Here is a 20,238-nt window from a genome sequence, read left to right on the forward strand (position 1 = left end):
ACCCTTCTCGCGAAGGGTTTTTCTGCGTATTGCATATGGATTATTTCTCTAATCCATTCTCCGCAAACTGAAACCACTTGAAATCAAACTGGCTTCCCGGCAGGAAGACGAAGGTTACGGTTTGCTGACCGGTTACCGGTTCCAATGCGAATTCCCGTTCGACATAACCGTCCGAATAGGGGAATTCCACGATCTGCTTCGACTCCCCTTGGGGTCCGCTGAACTGAATGTGAATGGTGTTCTTGTCCAGTGGCGAATGGCCGCAGATGACGAGCTTTGAGCTTCCCGCTGTGCCAAATTCCATATCCTTGAAAACGAGGGAGACGTTGTTGCCGATATTCTCAATGGCCTCGCCTGTTACCGTAAACGTGTCCCCATAGACCTGGCTGTTTTCTAAGGCGTTCAGTTTGGCAAACGCTTTTTGCGGCTTGAACTGGAAGCCTTTCAAATGGATCTTCCGGCGTAAAACAAAGGTGATCGTCACGATACCTTTAAGCCGCTTCGGCAAGGTGTACGTCGCTTCCTGGTAAACATTCCACTGCGACTGCTGCTGGTGAGTCAGAACGGTCAGCAGCGCCGCATCCGCTTCGCCGGGAACGCCTTCCCATAGATCCATCGTAAATTCATCGTTGTCCAGCGAAAAGATGGGGAGGGTGATTTCATCGGAGCCGTAATCGCCGAAGTCGATGTTTTCGAAGACGACCCGGCTTTCCCCATCTCTTGCCGTGGCGACGCCACGTTCATTACCGTTTGTCAGGTTCGCGCTGGCCGGGCTGTGGAAGCCGGCAGACACGAATTCGAACGGATTGATGAACGCTTGTCCCATGCCGGTGATCTCCACTTCCATAAGCGAGTAGAGGCGGATTTTATCCGCTCCGTTCTTCGTGGCGACGCGGACATACACCTTGCCGTCGCCCAAGGAGGTGATGGCGGCTTTGTGCCCGTCAGCCTGAAGCTTGGCGATATTGGCGTCGATTCCCGCAACCGTTGTAATCCGCCACTCCAAGTCCTGGTAAGTGGCATTCTCAGGATGGATTTTCACCTGCACGGGAATAGTCGTTTGTTCCTTGCTCAAGCGGTTGCCTTGGGGAAAGACGATTTCCAGCTTGCGAACCGGAATTTCACCCTCCAGTTCACGGAGCTTTTGCTCGTCGGTGGCTGAGATCCCTTTTTCGCTGTATCCGAATAGTGTCTTCCCCTGAACATCCCCACTAGACTGTGAAACCGGTACTGCCGTCAAAACCGCTTCCCCCGCCTCGATACCGGGAGAGGTCACCCGTACGGTGACGGTTCCGCTTTCCCCGGTGCTGGCGATAACAGCCAGCAGTTTGCCGCTGAACAGACGGCGGCTCGTTCCTTTGTACGGTTCATAATCCGTACTGTCCCCGTTATCCAAACCGATCAAACGGCCCGGGCCTTCTACGCACAATTGAACGCGGTTATTGGCGTTTTCGACCTGGTTGCCTTCCGCGTCCTTTGCGGAGATTTCAACGAAAATCAGATCGGATCCGTCCGCCGCATATTCGATTTTATCTGGGGTGAGAACGATTCCGGTTGCATCGCCGAAGGATGATATCGTATCGGACGCGATCTTCGCCCCGTATTCATCATAAGCAACAGCTTTCAGAATGCCTTTGGCGTAAGGAAGCTGCCATTCACCCAGGAGCTTTTGGCCATGCTCGTGATCGATGCAGACAACGCCTTGGGACACGTCGTTTACGAACAATTCGACTTTAGGGGCATTGGATGCCACCCGAATATCGATGAGTTGACCTTCGGAAAAATCCCAATACGGGAAAATATGCACCATCGGAGCTTTCCGGTAATCCGTCCATTCCGCTTGGTAGATATAATAGGAGTCCTTTTTGAAGCCGGCTGTGTCCAACTGGCCGAAATAGCTGTTTTTGGTGTGATAGGGCGTCGGCTCCCCGATATAATCGAAGCCTGTCCAGATGAACTGGCCGGGAGAAAACCGCGCATCCCGGTCGGCGATGATGCAGGCTTCCGTGTTTTTCGCCCCCCAACTGGTGGAACTGTTGCCGAGGGAGGAACACTGTTCGTCGTCATCGGACAACACAGATTGAGCAAGCGGGAAGTGATAGATGCCCCGGCTTTGCACGGTGGACGACGTTTCACTGCCATAGATGATCCAGTCGGGATGTTCCGCGTGATGGGCCTCGTAGTATTTCTCCGCATAATTATAACCGGCGAACTTAACGATTTCGGCGCATTTCTGGGCATTTTCCCAGGGCATGAAGTTGGACCCGATGGTCACGTAGGCATTGAACTCGGAATCGTGGGCCAGCACCAGCTCCATTAGTTCCCGGGTTAACTCCTGACCACGCTCTCCGGCATGGGTGTCGTAAATTTCGTTGCCGATGCTCCACATCAACAGGCTGGGGCGGTTGCGGTCGCGGCGGACCCAACTGGCCACGTCTTTTTCCTTCCATTCCGGAAAAAACCGCGCGTAATCAAAGGGGGTCTTGGGACGCTCCCACATGTCGAAGGCTTCCGAGACGATGAGCACGCCCATTTCATCAGCCAAATCCATCAATTCCACCGCGGGCATGTTATGGGCGGTGCGAATGGAGTTAACGCCCATCTCCTTCAGAAGCTCGATCTGCCGCCTCAGCGCAGCCTTATTCACGGCAGCTCCCAGCGAGCCCAAATCGTGGTGTTGGCATACCCCGTGGAGCTTCACGTATTGCCCGTTCAGGAAAAATCCTTTTTCGCTGTCGAACGCCAAAGTGCGGAATCCGAAGTTTTGGATTTCCGTGTCGGTCACCACGCCATCGGCAAGAAGCTCTGTTTTCATTTTATAAACCCGCGGATTTTCCAAATCCCATAGTTCCGGTTGCTCGACGGTCAAACGGGTAGGGATGGTGACGACTAAACCCGCAACGTCTGCGGGAATAGCGGATTCCTCCTGGACTACAAGTGTGCCGGAAGAATCAAGCACCGTGTGCCGCACTTTACGGTTAGCCGAAGAAACGGAATCGGTTCCTGTTCCGATTACCACTTCCGTAGCTACGTCTATACTCCAATTTTCCTCCGTTTTCCGGGCGACGATGTAAATACCGTCCGTTGCGATGTGAGTGTCCGGATATGTATTCAGCCAAACATTCCGGTATATTCCGGCTCCCGAATACCAACGGGAATTGGGAGATTCGTGGATGACCTGTACATAGACTTCGTTTTCCCCAGCTTTTAAATAGGGCGTAATGTCGAATTCAAAGGTGGAATAGCCGTATTTCCAGGTTCCCGCAACGCTTCCGTTCACAAAAACTGTGGAGTTCATGTACACGCCTTCGAAACGAAGGGACATGCGGTTATCCGACGCAATCTCGTCGATGGCGAAGCTTTTCCGGTACCAGCCCTCCCCGTTTTCGTATAGATCGCCGGTATTGTAGATCAGCCAGTCATGGGGCAACGTGATGGCGGACCAGATGGATTCATCAGCGGAAGATATTGTTTTGAATTCAGTTTGAAGCGGCTGTTTGGAAAAGAACCAGCCGTCGTTGAAAAGAGTCATCTGACTCACGAGATCACGTCCTTCAATATATATAGGTTGGTTTAATGGTTGTGCGTATGATTGCCATGATTGCCGTGAAGCATTTTGTATTGGGTTGGCGTGCATTTTTTGTAGGTTTTAAATACCCGATTGAAGGTAGCCAGACTGACGAAGCCGGACCGCATGGCAACTTCGGTGATGGACAGGTTCGGATCGATGAGCAGCTTTTCCGCGTGCATGATCCGGTGCTCGTTCAAGTAGCTGTAATAGGACATGCCGGTAAATTGTTTGAACAGACGAGCAAAGTGGAATTTGCTGAAGCCGGCGATGGCGGCTAAATCATCCACCTGGATATCCTCGGTGCAGTGCTCATTCATGTAATTGCATACCTGCAAAAATTTATCGATGTACCGATGCTGTTTTTGGCTGCCGTTATGAGGGAAACGCTGATCCCCCTCCATGCAATTGCGGCCGAGAATGACATAAAACTGAATCAGCATCGAGTAAGCGGATGCTTCCTTCAACAGCGATTTGCTGAAGTATTCCTTCATGATATCCAAAATAAGCGGCTTGATCTGTTCGTGCAGTTCCTTGTTATCTTCTGCGGTGACGGTGACGTAAGGCCGCAGCAGGTGAAAAGTTGAATTAAAGCCGTTCAGATTTTGCAGCAGGGAATAGTCAAACTGTAAAATGATCCGCTCGCCGGAATCGGGGGCGAACAGTTCATGCAGCTCTCCCGGAGGAATCACCAAAATATCGCCCGGCTGCAAAACATGCTTGGTATCGTTGACGATCACCGTGTAAATGTTTTCAATGGGCATGATGACCTCAGCCGCGGTATGCCAGTGGATCGGGTAATCTTCCGCTTCATGGTTCAGATAAAGCCGGATCCCGAAATGCTCGTGATACGAAACAGTCTCTCGGGTTCCATTCAAAATTTCGATCAAATCCATCACCCTTTCTTTTTACTATTTGCTGATCTTTGCGTATCAAATATTGACAAGATTTTGGTGAAAAATGACGATTCACTCTCTGCATAGCGCAAAAATAGCACAATATGAGAAGTGAAAAGCAAGAATCACGAAGAACAACAGGTGTGAAAACGCTATAATTAACCTCGAGTCAACGGAAAACTCACTTGGATTTCAGATTTTATCCAGATTTACCATCGATGAAATCGGATACAATGCCATAATATCACTTTTTGATGAAGTTTGTCTCCGAAATTTTCTTTAATCAAATAGTAGCAAGGATCATCCGCTAAATGGAGCATTATTTAAAAAGTCTCAGACATTAAAAGAGAATATAGGAGAGAAAGCGTAGGTGTCCCAAATGGCGGAAATTACAAAGAAAAAAAGCAAGATTGACGAGTATAAAGAGCGGGCAAAAGATCTTGTCAGCCAGATGACTCTGCAGGAAAAGGTCTATCAAATGCTGCACTCGGCTCCGGCTATCGAGCGGCTGGGCGTAAAAGCATATAACTGGTGGAATGAAGGTCTGCACGGCGTGGCGAGAGCGGGCGTGGCTACGGTGTTCCCACAAGCCATCGGTCTTGCGGCGACATTCAACGAAGACTTGTTGGAAGAAGTGGCTGACGCGGTTTCCACAGAAGCACGGGCCAAGTTCAATATGCAGCAAGAGTTCGGAGATACGGACATTTACAAAGGGTTGACCTTTTGGGCTCCGAACGTAAATATCTTCCGCGATCCCCGCTGGGGACGGGGGCATGAAACCTATGGCGAAGACCCTTACCTTTCGTCGAGACTGGGTGTGCGGTACATTCAAGGACTGCAGGGTCATGACGAGGAGTATATGAAGGTAGCGGCGTGTGCGAAGCATTTTGCTGTACATTCCGGACCGGAAGATATTCGCCATCAATTTAATGCGGTTGTTTCTACCCAAGATTTGTATGAAACTTACTTGCCGGCTTTCCGCGCATGCGTTCAAGAAGCGGAAGTGGAAGCGGTGATGGGAGCTTATAACCGGACCAACGACGAGCCCTGCTGCGGCAGCGAATTACTTTTGCAAAAAATATTGCGCCGGGAATGGGGATTTGATGGTCACGTCGTTTCCGACTGCTGGGCGATCCGGGACTTCCATGAGCACCATGGAGTAACCTCCAACGCTATCGAATCTGTTGCCCTTGCCGTTAATCATGGCTGCGATTTAAACTGCGGCAATCTCTTCATTTATTTGCTGGAAGCGGTGAAGGATGGCTTGGTGACGGAAGAGACCATTGATGCGGCTGTCATTCGACTGTTCACCACCCGCATGAAGCTGGGACTTTTCGAAGATCAGAAAAAGGTTCCCTACTCTTCGATTCCCTACACTCAAGTAGATACGGCGGATATGAAAGCGTTGAACCGGAAGGCTGCCAAGGAATCCCTCGTTCTTTTGAAAAACGAAAACAATCTTCTTCCTTTAAATAAATCGAAGTTGAAAACCATCGGGGTCATCGGACCTAACGCCAATAATCGGAGAGCGCTAGTTGGCAATTACGAAGGAACCGCATCCCGATACATTACGGTAGTGGAAGGCATTCAGGATTACGTCGGCGAGGACGTACGGGTTTTGTATTCCGAAGGGTGTCACCTGCACCTGGATAAAGTCAGCGCACTCGGCATAGCCAACGATCGGATCGCGGAAGTGAAAGGCGTTTGCAAGGAAAGCGACGTTGTCATCGTTTGCCTCGGACTCGATGCCGGCTTGGAAGGCGAAGAGGGCGATACGGGCAACCAGTACGCCAGCGGCGATAAGATGGACTTGCGGCTCCCGGGTAACCAGCATGAAGTGCTGAAAACGGCTTATGAAAGCGGCAAGCCGGTGGTGTTGGTACTGCTTTCCGGCAGCGCGCTGGCTGTCACCTGGGCGGATGAGCATGTTCCGGCGATTTTGCAAGGTTGGTATCCAGGGGCCCAAGGAGGCCAGGTGATCGCGGAAGCCCTTTTCGGAGAATTCTCTCCGGAAGGCAAGCTGCCTGTAACCTTCTACCGGACCAGCGAGGAACTGCCTGAGTTCACAAATTACGATATGAAAGACCGGACCTATCGATACATGTCCCAAGAGGCTTTATATCCATTCGGATACGGCTTGTCCTATACGGATTTCAATATCAGCGATGTGCAAGTCGATACGAAGCAGGTGACCGATGCAGGCGTTAAGGTTACCGCTACTGTCAAAAACACAGGCAAACTGGCAGGTGGGGAAGTGATTCAAGCTTACGTGAAAGCGGAGCGCGAAGGCACACCAAATGCTCAATTGAAATCCTTCAAGAAGGTTAACCTTGAGCCACAGGAACAAGTTACCATCACCTTGCAACTGCCGATTGAAGCTTTCGGTTTGTACAACGAGGAAGGAAAGCGGATCGTAGGAAAAGGGGCATATACCCTTCATATTGGCGCAGCCCAACCTGACAGCAGAAGCTCGGCGCTTACCGGGAAGAAATCGGTTGAACTCTCGGTTGTTTCTGAGCTCGAGAAAGAAGTGTAAGAAAGGAGGTTCGGCTTCGAATGAATGATGGGCAGGCATGGCTTAACTATCGAAAAGTCAGCGAGGTAAGCTTCCGCAAATACTTGACGGGCGTTTACTTCACCGATGAGGATGACGTCATCCGTTCAGGCTTAAAGGAACTCATCTTTGCCATCGGGAAAATGTACACCGTCACCCTGCCGACAGATTGCGGAGCGGCAGATTCCGGCATTCACCTGCGGATCACCGATCGTGCGGTTTTGGGGCAAGAAGGCTACCACATCCACGCGGAGGATCACGCTTTTGTGATCGAAGGGAATACGTCCCGGGGAATTCTGTACGGAATCTTCCAACTGCTCCGCCGGCTTCAGGCAGAAGCAGTCGCTGATGAGATCAATGAGCAAAAGGTTCCGGACCAACCGCTGCGCATGTTGAACCACTGGGACAACATGGACGGCTCAATCGAAAGAGGGTATTCCGGACAGTCGTTCTTCTTTCAAGATAATGAGGTAATCGTAAACGAACGTACGGCGGATTATGCAAGATTGGTTGCGTCCATAGGCATCAACGGAGTGGTCATCAACAACGTCAATGTGAAGCATGCCGCCACCTACCTCATCACCCCGCGGTATTTGGGGCAATTGCGGAAGATGCAGCAAATTTACGCTTCTTATGGAATCAAGCTTTTCCTCAGCTTGAACTTCGCGGCTCCCATCGAACTCGGGGGTTTATCGACAGCCGATCCGCTCTCGGGTGAAGTGAAGACCTGGTGGCAGGATAAGCTCGAAGAAGTGTTCCGGGAACTTCCGGGTTTTGGCGGATTCCTCATTAAAGCCGATTCCGAAGGAAGACCGGGTCCCTTCACCTATGGCAGAACCCATGCCGACGGCGCCAACATGCTGGCGGAACTGGTCGAGCCTTACGGTGCATTGATCATATGGAGATGCTTCGTATACAACTGCCAACAGGATTGGCGCGACCGAGTTACCGATAGGGCGAGAGCGGGCTACGATCACTTTAAGCCGCTGGACGGCACTTTCCGCGGTAACGTGATCTTGCAGATCAAGAATGGACCGATGGATTTTCAAGTCCGGGAGCCGGTTTCTCCGCTGTTCGGCGGACTCACGGCCACCAATCAAATCCTCGAGGTGCAGATCGCCCAGGAATATACCGGCCAACAACGGCATGTGTGCTACTTGGTCCCGATGTTCAAGGAAATCCTCGGCTTCCACACTTCTTGTGCCGAACAGAACGATACCGTAGCGGATATCGTCAGCGGTAAAACCTTCGGACAAGTTAACTGCGGAATGGCAGCGGTTGCAAATACGGGGAATGATCCCAACTGGACCGGCCATGATTTAGCGGCCGCCAACTTTTACGGCTTCGGCCGGCTTAGCTTCGATACAAAGCTGTCGGCTGAGGAGATCGCATCCGAATGGATCTCCCTTACCTTCGGGAACGATCCTGAAGTAAAGGCTGCCGTACTTTGGATCTTGATGAATTCCTGGAAAGTCTACGAGCACTATACATCGCCTCTCGGTATCGGCTGGATGGTCAACCCGAATCATCACTACGGCCCGAATGTCGACGGATACGAATACGACCGTTGGGGCACATACCATCGGGCGGATCATCGGGGAATCGGCGTAGACCGCAGCAGTAAAGGGACCGGTTACTCTACCCAGTACCGCGAACCTCATGCATCCCGGTTTGAATCCATTGAAACTTGCCCGGAAGAGCTGCTCCTGTTCTTCCATTACGTTGAATACACTTACCGTCTGTCCAACGGAAAAACGTTAATCCAGCACATCTACGACACTCATTTTGAAGGCGTAGAGGAAGTGGATGAAATGGTTCACCTGTGGCAATCCCTTGAGGGCAAGGTGGAGCCGGCATCCTTTGAAAACGTTAAATCCCGTTTATCCCATCAACAGCAGCATTCCCGGGAATGGCGCGATATCGTAAATGCTTATTTCTTCAGGAAGTCTGGCATCGCCGACGAGTTGAACAGACCTATATTTTAAAGAAAGGTGGTGGCGGCATGGCAACCGATAGCAAAGCGGTAGGCAAGGTCAAAGTCCGCAAGAGCTCGGATAAAATCTCATTATGGAAACACGTCCGCAAGGAATGGAAGCTGTATTCCTTTCTGGTCATCCCGGTCATCTATTTTCTCATTTTCAAGTACGCGCCGATGATCGGCAACATCATCGCCTTCCGCAAATACCGGGGTGGTCCCAATATCTTTGGGACGGAATGGGTTGGTTTGAAGTACTTTAAAATGTTCCTGCAAGATCATACCTTTCGGCGAGCATTCAAAAACACCTTGGTTCTAAGCATCTCGTACTTAGTTATCCGCTTCCCGTTGACCTTGATCTTTGCCTTGTTGCTTAACGAAATCCGCAGAATTAAATGGAAGAAATTCGTGCAGACCGTATCGTATCTTCCACACTTTATCTCTATGGTCATCGTGGCAGGCATGTTGAAGGAAATCCTCTCCCTGACTGGCCCAATCAACACCTTGCTTGCACACTTGGGTATTGACAAGATCTCCTTTATCCAGGATCCGAGCTGGTTCCCTACGATCTATGTCGCATCCGGCATCTGGCAAGGCCTTGGATGGGGTACCATCCTCTATTTGGCGGCCATGACGGGTATTAACACGGAGCTTTACGAAGCGGCAAGAATCGATGGAGCCAACCGTTTCCGGCTGGCTTGGCACGTGACCATACCGGGCATCCTGCCAACGATCATGACTCTCTTGATTCTCGATATCGGCGGCATCATGGGCTCCAACTTCGAAAAGGTATTACTGCTGTATAACCCGCTGACTTACCAAACGGCGGACGTTCTCTCCACTTACGTTTACAGGATGGGGATAGGCGGCGGAACAACCGGTGGTGCAGGAAACTTCAGCTTTGCCACAGCCGTTGGGTTGTTCGATGGGGTTATTGGTCTGATCTTGGTTACTTTGGCCAATCAGATTTCTAAAAAAACGACAAAATCAGGTCTTTGGTAGAAAGGAGCGGAACATATGGAGATCAAATCAAATTCCTATCGAGTGTTTCAAGTTGTCAATACGATTATCATGATCTTGGTCATTGTCGCCACTTTGTATCCGTTCCTCTACTTAATCGCCCAGTCATTTAGTTCGGAGGGCGCCGTGTATGCGGGAAAGGTCACGATTTGGCCGGTTGATTTTACGTCGGAAACGTATCGCGTTGTTTTGAGCAAACCGGATTTTTTCCGGTATTACGGTAACACCATCATGTACGCCGTAATTGGAACGCTCATCTCTGTAACGGCAACAGCCGTTCTAGCCTATCCGTTGTCGAAGGATAAGCTGCGAATGAATAAATTCTTTATCCCGTTTGTTCTTTTTACGATGTATTTCGGCGGCGGGTTGATCCCCAACTACATTCTTGTTTCCAAAGGGGTACATTTCCGGGATAGCATTTGGGCACTCATTATTCCGGGCGCCATCAGCGCATTTAACGTCATTCTCATGAAAACCTTCTTTTCCAGCCTGCCTAACGAGGTGGAGGAAGCGGCAACAGTGGATGGACTCGGCGTATATGGCATCTTTGCTCGCATCACGGTTCCGCTGTCAAAGCCGATTATTGCCACGATATTGCTTTTCACCATTGTTGGCATATGGAACGACTGGTTTAGCGCATCTCTCTACATCCAGACTAAGGAGAAATGGCCTGTTGCACTATATTTGAGGCAGGTTATCGACACCGCTATCAGTCCGACGGAAGTTGGGGCGAGCACGGAGCAGGCATCCCAAATTGCGGCAACGGTTAAATCCTGCGCCATGGTGTTGACTGCGCTGCCTATCATCTGCATCTATCCTTTCGTACAAAAATATTTCGTGCAAGGCATGATGATCGGCGCCGTAAAAGGTTGATCGTTATATCGTAATCAGATCGTTATATCTCAGGAACGCTGCAAATGCATACCGGATATCTGAATAAGACAAGGGAGGGTCTTTGCAGCTTTTCTGTTATATATAAAAAAATAAAAAAATGATATTAGGAGGCAGGGTATGAAAACGTTAAGTGAAGCACTGGGTGCCGTGCTGACAATGTCCCTGGCAGTAGGCATGGCGGCGTGCTCCAAGAGTGACGACAAAGAATCGTCGGCTTCGAGCGCCCCGACCGCAGGAGCATCGACAGCAGCATCGGCTGCGCCGTCTCTCGGGTATTCTTTCGGGGAAGGTCAAACCTTCCATTCAGATCAACCTGTGAAGTATTCCATGATGTTCAGCGACAACGAAGGCTATCCGTATAAAGCGGATTGGAGAATCTGGAGCGCCATTTCGGAAAAAACCAATGTTAGCTTCGATCTGAAAGTAACCGCCCGTACTGAGTATGAAAACCAAAAGGCGCTGCTCGTAAATAGCGGCGACGCTCCGTACATCATTCCTAAAACCTATGATGAAACCCCTTTCATTGCAGGCGGCCAAATCGTTCCGATCAGCGATTACGTGCAATATATGCCGAACTATCAAAAAGTTGTAGCCGATTGGGGCATGGAGAAAGACTTGCAAGCGAAAATGCAAGCTGACGGCAAATACTATGTATTGCCTGGTATGTGGGAAGTAGCCGGCGGCGGTTATTCCTATGTTATCCGCAAAGACATTTTCACTGCAGCAGGCGTTGACCTTTCCAAAGCCGACGACTGGACTTATGAAGATTTCTATCAAGCTTTGAAAAAAGTGCAAACCTTCACCGGCAAAAAGAACATTTGGTCCGACGAATATTTTGGCAAATCCACGTTGAACATCGCGGCTGCTGAATACGGCGTTACCGGCGGTTGGGGTCTTGCCAACGGTCTGCAGTTTGACCAAGACAAGAAAGAATTCTACTTTGCCGATAATACTCAAGAGTACAAAGATTATGTATCCTATTTCAATAAGCTGGTCAAAGAAGGCATCCTCGATCCGGAATCCTTCACTCAAGACGATGCACATGCGCAAGCGAAATTCTTCAAAGGTGATTCCTATGTCATCAACACCAACTTCCAAACGATGACTGGTTTCAAAGAAAAAATGCAAGTCCCTAACGCCGAACTGTATATGCTTGTAGCTCCCGGCGGTCCGAAAGGCAAGCTGCAAGTGGAAACTTCCCGTCTGGAAAACGGCGTCATGATCAGTAAGAACGCTCTGAAGGACTTGGGCGAAGAGAAATTCATCGAAATGCTGCGCTTTGTCGACTGGCTCTGGTATTCGCCGGAAGGCCAAACCCTCTCCCTGTGGGGCGTTGAAGGCGAAACCTATACCAAAGACGCAAGTGGCAAAATCACCCTTAATCCGGACATCACGTATAACGGCATGAACCCGACGGCAACGAAGAAATTGAACGTCGACTATGGTTTCGGCGGCGGCGTATTCGCTTACGGCGGTTCGAAAGACCTGAAATTCTCCAAGATGACTCAGGAAGAGCAAGACTTCAACAACCGGATCTATGCTTCCCGCGAACCTCGCAAACTTGCTCCGCCGATCATGGGCACCGCTGACGACAGTGAGCAAATGGGCTTGATCTCCAAGCCGCTGATGGACTTCGTTGACACGATGACCCTCAAATTCATTACCGGTCAAGAAAGCATCGAAAAAGGCTGGGATAACTACGTGAAGCAAACCCAAGCCAACGGCGCAGACAACTACACGAAAATGTCCAATGACATCTTTAACAAAACGAAAGACAAATTGGGGTATTAATCTCAACGAGAAGAAAGCCTGGCACACCTATTCGGTGCGCCGGGCTTCTTTTTTTGCGCTGCGAATTTTCAATAGGAATATCGATAAGGAACGGCAGGCCAAACGGGCGGTGCCGCGTTCGGCATATAGCGGGGATAACTGTTCTCGGCATAAGGATAAAAGGGTACCCGTGGTCCTGCGGTTGGAGCAAACGGCGCTTCATAGGAGGACGATCCATAATTGGCAGCGGAAACTTGCGGGCTTGCATTTCCTTCACGTCCGCACTCTACTGGAGGACCGATAATTGTCGTTCCCGTAATGGGAGCAAGGGTTGATTTTACAGCCGCTTCATCCAGGCAATAGGTGTGAGCCCAAACATTCGGAGGAGTCAGACGGAGGATATCCGATCCGAAGATGGCTTCGGGAACAGGTGCATCGAAAATGGCCAATAGATGGGTATCGTCTACCGACGCGATTTCGTAATGCCACCAGGCTTGGGGAACGTTTGCGACTTGTCCGGGCTTGATGGTGAAATTCAATAATTGATTGGAAAAGGGATTGATCAAAGAGACCACAGATTCTCCTGCAATGCAGTAGACCAGCTCAGCGGCATTGGGATGGATGTGCGGCTCCACAACATTGGACTTGCTCAAATAAATATCCAGCAGGGAGACGTTGCCCAGCGTGTTCAAATCCTTGATGGACAAGCGGTTGATATAATTGTCGGCATCTTTGCGGAAATACAGATCATTTGCCAAGTCAAAGGTAAATTGGGCATTGGCAGTATCAAATTCCACATATGACGTTCTTTGCATCAGGATCCTTCTCCTTCGTTCCGTTATCGCTACTTTGCAGTCTATGTATTCGCCCGGAAGAAGTGATTGGAGCTGACAAATGAGGATAACAGCAATAACAAAATTGAAGCTATAACTCCATGAAAGATCGCTATTTATCTATCTTTCTGTTTAGAAAAAGTGCAATAAGATAACAATATTCAAAAAAATGATGTACTTTTGTTTGGTTGTATACGATAATAGTGAACATAGCATGATGTTATGAAAATGAAATTATTCATTCGCACAGGATGGGATTTATGAAGGATAAAGTAACGATCCAGCAAATTGCCGACTTAGCCGGAGTGTCCAAATTTGCCGTTTCGCGGGCATTGGCCGGTAAACCAGGAGTAAGCAACACTACGCGGGAAATGATTATCAAAACCGCAGGTCAGCTCGGTTATTTCAAGAAAGCGCCGGCGGCGCAAACGCAAACGATGATTCACCCGATTGATCCGTTGCCGGGGGAGGTAGCGGGCGCCATCGTCGTTTTATTCCCGAATATCCGCTATCAGAATAAGGATTCCATGTATTGGGGGCCAGTTTTTGACGGTGTTTCTACCCGCCTGAACCAGCGTAAAATGGACATAATAACGCTGACGGAACCGTCAAGCGATCGTGTGTTCAGTCTGCTGAATCCCGAGGCCATTCAAGGGATGATTACCTTGGGCAGCGTGTCGACCCAGATTTTGCTGGACATCAAGCAGCTTGGCATCCCTGTGGTCATGGTCGATCATCTGGATCCGGCTTTTCAGGCGGATACGGTTTTTACGGACAATATTACGTCCATGCGGGAGCTTACGCTGAAGCTCATCAGCAAAGGGTACCGAAAATATCAATTTGTCGGAAACATCCACGATGCTTACAGCTTTTATGAACGTTGGCTGGGCTTTTGGACCACTCTCTCCGATTATGACATTCCCCTTACTCAGAATCTGGCACTGCTTAGCCCTGAAATGGACAATGATAATATTGAGGCTGTGATCAGCAAGCAAATCGAAACAATGGAAGTGCCGGAGGTATTCGTTTGTGTCAACGATACGACCGCCATGTTCGTTATGAATACCTTAAAGGCTAAAGGAATTGAAGTGCCTGGGCATGTTGTCGTAACCGGTTTCGATAATACCCATCCGAATTTGCCCATTTTGGCTACGGTGGACATTAACGAGGAACTTTTGGGGATGCGGGCTGTTGATCAACTGTTGTGGAGAATCGTCAACCGCAATACCAACTTTGAAAAAACCTTGATTCAAGCCAATGTGATTATCCGAGATTTGTCCGCTGCCGTGCGTGAGCCATCAGTGACTTGACATTCCGAATCGACAGGGAGCTCAATACCATTCGCATTCAGGTGATTGATGCCTGTGCGGATGGTTTTTTTCATAACTCCATTTATGGAAATGACGGTATTTGTTATTTGTTGTGTCTCTAAAAACTTCACTGTTCCGTATAGATTTGATAGTTATGCCTCTTTGTTCTGACAAGCAATCTTTGTAACGGAAAGGTTCCTTCATGTCTGATGTGGTCGGTTTTCCATATAACTAAGGAATGATTTGTTAGGTTTGTTTTTGAAAAATAAATAATTTTAGTTGACTAACATTTGGTTTGATGTTATTCTCAACTTTTCTTATTCAGGTGCCGAAAGATGGCGATAGAGACGGCGGGAAGATAGCGTCGGCAAATATAGGCATAATTCATTCACTGAAAGCAGGAGGACAACATGAACCCAAGCAAACATATTTTGAAAAATTGGACCTTTAAAGCTTGCGGTGAGACCGAGTGGCTGCCGGCTAACGTTCCGGGTTGCGTGCACACGGATTTGCTGAGGAATGGCAAAATCCAAGATCCTTTTTATGGGACTAACGAACACAACCTGCAATGGATCGATAAGAAGGATTGGGAATACGAAACCTATATCGAGCTGGACAATGCGTCAATGAAAGAGGATGTCCGCGAGCTTGTATTTGAAGGCTTGGATACGTATGCGGATGTGTATGTCAACGAATGCCATGCGCTGTCGGCAGACAATATGTTCCGGACGTGGCGAGTCGATGTGTCCAGTCTTTTGCGGGCAGGGCGCAACTGCATTCGCATCCGATTCCGTTCTCCTATATCAGAAGATTTGCCCAAGCTTGACCGTCTGGGATACGCTTTGCCCGCGCCTAACGACCAGTCGGAGCTAGGCGGCCTTGGCGAGAAGAAGATCAGCGTCTTCGCCCGCAAAGCTCCCTACCATTATGGTTGGGATTGGGGCCCGCGGTTTGTGACCAGCGGCATTTAGCGGGAAGCCCGTCTGGAAGCATGGTCCGGAACCCGATTTAGCGATTTGCATATCCGGCAAGAGCAAGTGAGCGCGGAGACGGCGAATTTGGCAGCCGTTGCAGAAATTAATGCTCGCAAGGCTGTGAATGGAACGCTTCGCATTTCGACGGAAAAAGACGGGGTTTTCATGGCTTGGGAGCAAGAGGTGGAATTGGCCGAAGGGCTAAACACAGTGGAGCTTGCTTTTGAAATGAAGGCGCCGAAGCTTTGGTGGAGCCGCGGTTTAGGAGATCAGGAGCGGTATACGTTCGCGTTTGAGCTGCTGACCGGCCATGAGCGAGATTCGATTCGCGGTACGGTGAAAACCGGGCTGCGTAATGTCCGTTTGGTGAGGGAAAAGGATGAGGCCGGCACTTCCTTTTATGTGGAATTGAACAGCGTTCCCGTTTTCTGTAAAGGGGCGAATCATATTCCCAACGACAGCTTCCTTTCGGAGGTTACCGAGGAACGTTATCTTCATGAGATCGCCACGGCAGCTGAGAGCAACATGAACATGCTGCGGGTGTGGGGCGGCGGTGTTTATGAGGACAATCGGTTTTATGAGCTGTGCGACGAATACGGAATCATGGTTTGGCAGGATTTCATGTTCGCCTGCAGCATGTATCCAGGCGATGAGGCTTTTCTTGCTTCAGTCCGTCAAGAAGCGGAGGATAATATCCGGCGGCTGCGCAACCATCCTAGCATCGTACTCTGGTGCGGCAACAACGAGATCGATTCCGCTTGGGCGCATTATTTGGGAGAAGGCGGCGGCTGGGGTTGGAAACGTTCGTACACGCCGGAACAGCGGGAGACGATTTGGGCCGATTACGAGGCGGTTTTCCACCGGGTTTTACCGGAGGAGGTCGACCGCTGGGCAAAAGGAGCCGAATATTGGCCATCCTCTCCTATAACGGCTTTGAGCGGCGATGCAGAGCAGCATGCCCACCCGGCGACGACGGCGGGGGACGTTCACTATTGGGGGGTCTGGCACAACAAGGAGCCCTTCGACAATTACAAGGTCTATGTCGGCCGCTTCCTCAGCGAATATGGGTTCCAGTCCTTTCCTGAGCTCCGTACGGTGAAACACTATGCAGAGCCAAGCGACATGGAATTAGAATCCCCAGTTATGCTAGCTCATCAAAAGAACGGGGCAGGCAATCAACTGATCAAAACGTACATGGGCCAATATATGAAGGAGCCCAAAGACTTTCCGGCTTTTCTTCACATGAGCCAGCTGCTGCAGGCGGAAGCGATGAAGATGGCTATAGAGGCCCATCGCCGGAAAATGCCGGTCTGCATGGGTTCGCTGTACTGGCAAATCAACGACTGCTGGCCTGTCGCTTCCTGGGCGAGCATGGACTATTACGGTAGATGGAAAGCGTTGCAGTATTATGCTAAACGCAGCTTCGAGGATACGATCGTCTCGATAGAGGAAACGGAGGGGGTATTATCCGTCTTCGTCGTATCCGATCAACCGTCTACGGTTAAAGGAACGATTGTCCTTAAGCTGCTGGATTTTTCAGGGAAAAACGTACGCGAATGGAGCGTGCCTGCCGACATGGCGGGAAGCTACTCGACCCGCGTATTCGTGTCCGGCGTAAGCGAGATGCTGGAAGGCTGCGATCCAAGCGGAGTCGTTCTCACGGCGCAGTTGGAGCATGATGGCATCGTACTAGCGGAGAAGGAGCACTATTTTGTAAGAGACAAGGAGCTGAAGCTGTCTCAGCCGGTCATTACGGTAAAAGAAGAGAAAGAGGGCGGCGTAACGTCTTTTGTCTTGGAGACCGATACATTGGCTCGGCAGGTATGGTTGTCGGCGGAGACGGAGGGCATTTTCAGCGACAACGCCTTTGACTTGCTGCCAGGTGTGCGGAAACGTGTGTCATTCCGCGGCAGAGGTTTGTCGGGCACCTCGGAGCCTTTTTCGCCGGCGACCCCCTCAGCGGTGCTCGTGCAATCGATCTACGATTTTATTCAATAATAGAAACAGCCTCGCGGGCCAGCCGAAGCATCGGCAAAGTCTCGTGGAGGCTGTTTTTTTCTTCATCATTAGTTCCGTCACTATTAATTAAGCCTGATTCCGCTACGGTAAACGGTGCTCGTCCTGTTAGACGGCATCAGCTGTTTATCCTTGAGCGGTCTGTTGATCTAGACTGCTGCTTGCACGGAGCCGATGCGGATAGCCGCTCTTCTTGCACTGATCAGGAAGATGAGTGCGATCATCATGGCACAAGCTGATCCGATGAACATCGCCGGCGCGCCGAACGCGTCCATGCAGCCGCCGAGAATGGCGGGGCCGACGGTTGAAGCGATGGAAGAGAACAAGTAGTAGAGACCTGTGTACAAGCCGATGCGCCCAGGTCCGGCGAAACTGACTACAAGAGGATAGGAGTGAATGTTGACGAGAGCCCAGAAAACCCCGCCTGCCAGCAAAATTCCTCTCATTACGGAGACATCGTCAATGAAGAAGAGCAGGATGAAAAGAGCACTCAATCCGCTAATACCGGTGATGATGGTGCGGACTCTGCCGAATTTTTTAGCTAAAAAGCCGCTGGGCACGGCGAAGAGGATAAAGGCAAGGCTGAAGAAGCCGATGGTCAGGGTGGCGGAGCTTTCGCTCAGGCCCATGTACTCGACCCCGTAGGTTGTAAATTGGGCTTCGACACCGCTGTACCCGACGAACCAGAAAAAAATCGCGAGCAAAATTAGCAGTGCGGACCGGTCCTTATCCGTCAAAACCTTTGCCAGCCCTTTTATAATGCCCGTCGTGTTTTGATTGTCCTCGGGAGCTGCTGAAGTATCCTCGTAAACGGCGTCGCGGGTTTTCTTTTTCAGGTAAAAGACAAGTACGAGAACCACCGCGAGGAGAACGATTCCACCTATGTAAAATGGAAGTGGTTTGTTATGGTCGTACAGCTTGCTTAGAACGAAAAGCGTGATGAGCGAACCGATGCCTCCCATCAGGTTGATAATGCCATTGGCTTGGCTGCGCCGGTCTGGGGGAGTGAAGTCGGGCATGAGGGAGATGGTGGGCGCCCGGAAAAGCGTCATACACAGCAGAAAGCCGACATCAATAGCGATGAGCGTGCCGAGGTTAAGATAGTGGGGCATGATAAACAAAAATAATGCAGCTAGCGGCATCCCGATGAGCAGAAACGGAAGCCGTTTGCCGAAGCGGGTGTCCAGCCGGTCGCTGTACGCTCCGATGATGGGGATGAGGAAAATATTCGCCAGGTTGTCCAGCCCCATGATGGAGCCGCGCAGTGCCTTGGATTCAATGAAATCTCCGAGCATCAGCGGCATGAAGGAGTTGTACAACTGCCAAACGATGGAGATGGAGAAGAACCCTAACCCGATAATGAAAATGCGCGGGTACGAAAAAGACTTCATGCGCGCTCCTCCAAAATGGATTTCATCAGCGCGGGATAGTTGGTAATGACGGCATCGACGCCTAAGGCGATCATGCGGCGCAGGTCCTTTTCCGCATTTACGGTATAGGGCCTGATTTTCATTCCGGCATGATGGGTGCCTTCGACGATTTCCGGATAGACGCTCAGATAGATGGGATGAAGCCCGTTAGCCTGAACGGTGGCGGCATAGTTCCATGGCTCGTAGAGTCCTTCGTGGTAAAGAATCGCCCGTTCGATTTCGGGGGCGAGTCCGGCCAGCTTCACCAGGCTGTAGTGATTGAAGGAAGAGAAGATCACTCGATCTTCCATACCGTATTTTTTCACAAGGGCGATTGCTTTTTCTTCCATACCTTCATAAAGGATAATTCCATTCTTCAGCTCGATGTTCAATTGGAGGTTTGTCGGGGCTAGCAGTTCCAACACTTCCGTCAGCAGAGGAACGGGTTCACCTTTGTAGGTGGTGAAACTATGGCTTGCATCGAGACGAATAATTTCTGCTGAGGTGTGATGGGCAACCAGCCCATGGCCGTTTGTGGTGCGGTCCAGCGTTTCGTCGTGGATCACGACAAGCTCTCTGTCCCGGGTCATTTGAATATCCAGCTCGATGCCGTCCGCTCCTTGCTCCATCGCCAGACGGAAGGCGGCCATCGTATTCTCGGGGGCATCCCCGGAAGCTCCTCTGTGGGCAAAAATGAAGGTTCTGCTGTTCATTGCCTATTCCCCTCTCCTATGCTTTATCGTCAACGAAATATCATGAAAACGGCTTCTTTCATTATAGCGGAAAAGGGTTTGTAGGTTTGTTTTTTTTCTGATAATTGGCTTCTTCATCACTTCGTCTGTTAATGTGAATGGCTCTTGTCTCATATCGATATTAATTCATGAGAGTAGAATGTTAAAAAAAACCAGTTGCTTCAATAGAGAAAACGTGATACATTAGTTCTCGGCCCTAAAACGCTCCACTACATGAAATAAGGATTGCAGCGGAAAGTTGAAAAGCTGGAAAAAATTACAGCTTGC

The 20,238-nt window shown here is 50.1% G+C and carries 11 protein-coding genes and 1 pseudogene; 7 read left to right on the forward strand and 5 right to left on the reverse strand.

The genetic code is table 11. The features are described from left to right. Nucleotides 1–40: 40 nt before the first annotated feature. Nucleotides 41–3,532, reverse strand: a complete 3,492-nt coding sequence (locus TJ79_RS24605) for a glycoside hydrolase family 2 TIM barrel-domain containing protein (RefSeq protein ID WP_202903372.1) — start codon at nt 3,530–3,532, stop codon at nt 41–43. Between the two features lie 41 nt (nt 3,533–3,573). Next, nucleotides 3,574–4,458: a helix-turn-helix domain-containing protein gene (locus TJ79_RS24610; RefSeq protein WP_040953006.1), complete on the reverse strand. Its 885-nt coding sequence runs from the start codon at nt 4,456–4,458 to the stop codon at nt 3,574–3,576. Nucleotides 4,459–4,843: 385 nt separating this feature from the next. Here TJ79_RS24610 and TJ79_RS24615 point away from each other — a divergent pair, with 385 nt between their 5' ends. The 5 genes from TJ79_RS24615 (at nt 4,844) to TJ79_RS24635 (ending at nt 12,698) form a co-directional block, all read left to right on the forward strand. Continuing rightward, entirely contained in the window at nt 4,844–7,000 is a 2,157-nt protein-coding gene (locus tag TJ79_RS24615; RefSeq protein WP_052339986.1) for a glycoside hydrolase family 3 C-terminal domain-containing protein, read from the forward strand. A 20-nt stretch (nt 7,001–7,020) separates the two neighbouring features. Continuing rightward, nucleotides 7,021–9,003: an alpha-glucuronidase family glycosyl hydrolase gene (locus TJ79_RS24620; RefSeq protein WP_052339981.1), complete on the forward strand. Its 1,983-nt coding sequence runs from the start codon at nt 7,021–7,023 to the stop codon at nt 9,001–9,003. A gap of 17 nt (nt 9,004–9,020) precedes the next feature. Then, on the forward strand, nt 9,021–9,995 hold the full coding sequence (locus TJ79_RS24625) for an ABC transporter permease (RefSeq protein WP_040952999.1): 975 nt from the start codon (nt 9,021–9,023) through the stop codon (nt 9,993–9,995). Between the two features lie 15 nt (nt 9,996–10,010). After that, nucleotides 10,011–10,886, forward strand: coding sequence for a carbohydrate ABC transporter permease (locus tag TJ79_RS24630; RefSeq protein ID WP_040953000.1), 876 nt, complete (start codon nt 10,011–10,013; stop codon nt 10,884–10,886). Nucleotides 10,887–11,024: 138 nt separating this feature from the next. Then, the gene (locus TJ79_RS24635) at nt 11,025–12,698 is read left to right on the forward strand and encodes an ABC transporter substrate-binding protein (RefSeq protein ID WP_040953001.1); all 1,674 of its coding nucleotides are present in this window, start codon (nt 11,025–11,027) and stop codon (nt 12,696–12,698) included. Between the two features lie 68 nt (nt 12,699–12,766). On the opposite strand, the gene TJ79_RS24640 is transcribed toward TJ79_RS24635, so the two are convergent. Further along, nucleotides 12,767–13,492 carry a cupin domain-containing protein gene (locus tag TJ79_RS24640; RefSeq protein ID WP_052339983.1) on the reverse strand — a complete coding sequence of 242 codons (726 nt, stop codon included), beginning with the start codon at nt 13,490–13,492 and terminating at the stop codon, nt 12,767–12,769. Between the two features lie 278 nt (nt 13,493–13,770). On the opposite strand from TJ79_RS24640, the gene TJ79_RS24645 reads away from it, so the two are divergent. After that, the gene (locus TJ79_RS24645) at nt 13,771–14,820 is read left to right on the forward strand and encodes a LacI family DNA-binding transcriptional regulator (protein ID WP_040953002.1); all 1,050 of its coding nucleotides are present in this window, start codon (nt 13,771–13,773) and stop codon (nt 14,818–14,820) included. Between the two features lie 410 nt (nt 14,821–15,230). After that, a pseudogene (locus tag TJ79_RS24650) lies at nt 15,231–17,792 on the forward strand (beta-mannosidase). A gap of 167 nt (nt 17,793–17,959) precedes the next feature. On the opposite strand, the gene TJ79_RS24655 reads toward TJ79_RS24650, so the two are convergent. Next, entirely contained in the window at nt 17,960–19,201 is a 1,242-nt protein-coding gene (locus TJ79_RS24655) for an MFS transporter (protein WP_040953003.1), read from the reverse strand. Next, a complete protein-coding gene (locus tag TJ79_RS24660; protein ID WP_040953004.1) occupies nt 19,198–19,932 on the reverse strand; it encodes a glycerophosphodiester phosphodiesterase in 735 nt (244 codons plus the stop codon). The genes TJ79_RS24655 and TJ79_RS24660 overlap by 4 nt, the downstream gene beginning before the upstream one ends. Between the last annotated feature and the right edge of the window lie 306 nt (nt 19,933–20,238).

It is taken from the genome of Gorillibacterium massiliense, assembly GCF_000455485.1.
GTDB lineage: Bacteria > Bacillota > Bacilli > Paenibacillales > NBRC-103111 > Gorillibacterium > Gorillibacterium massiliense.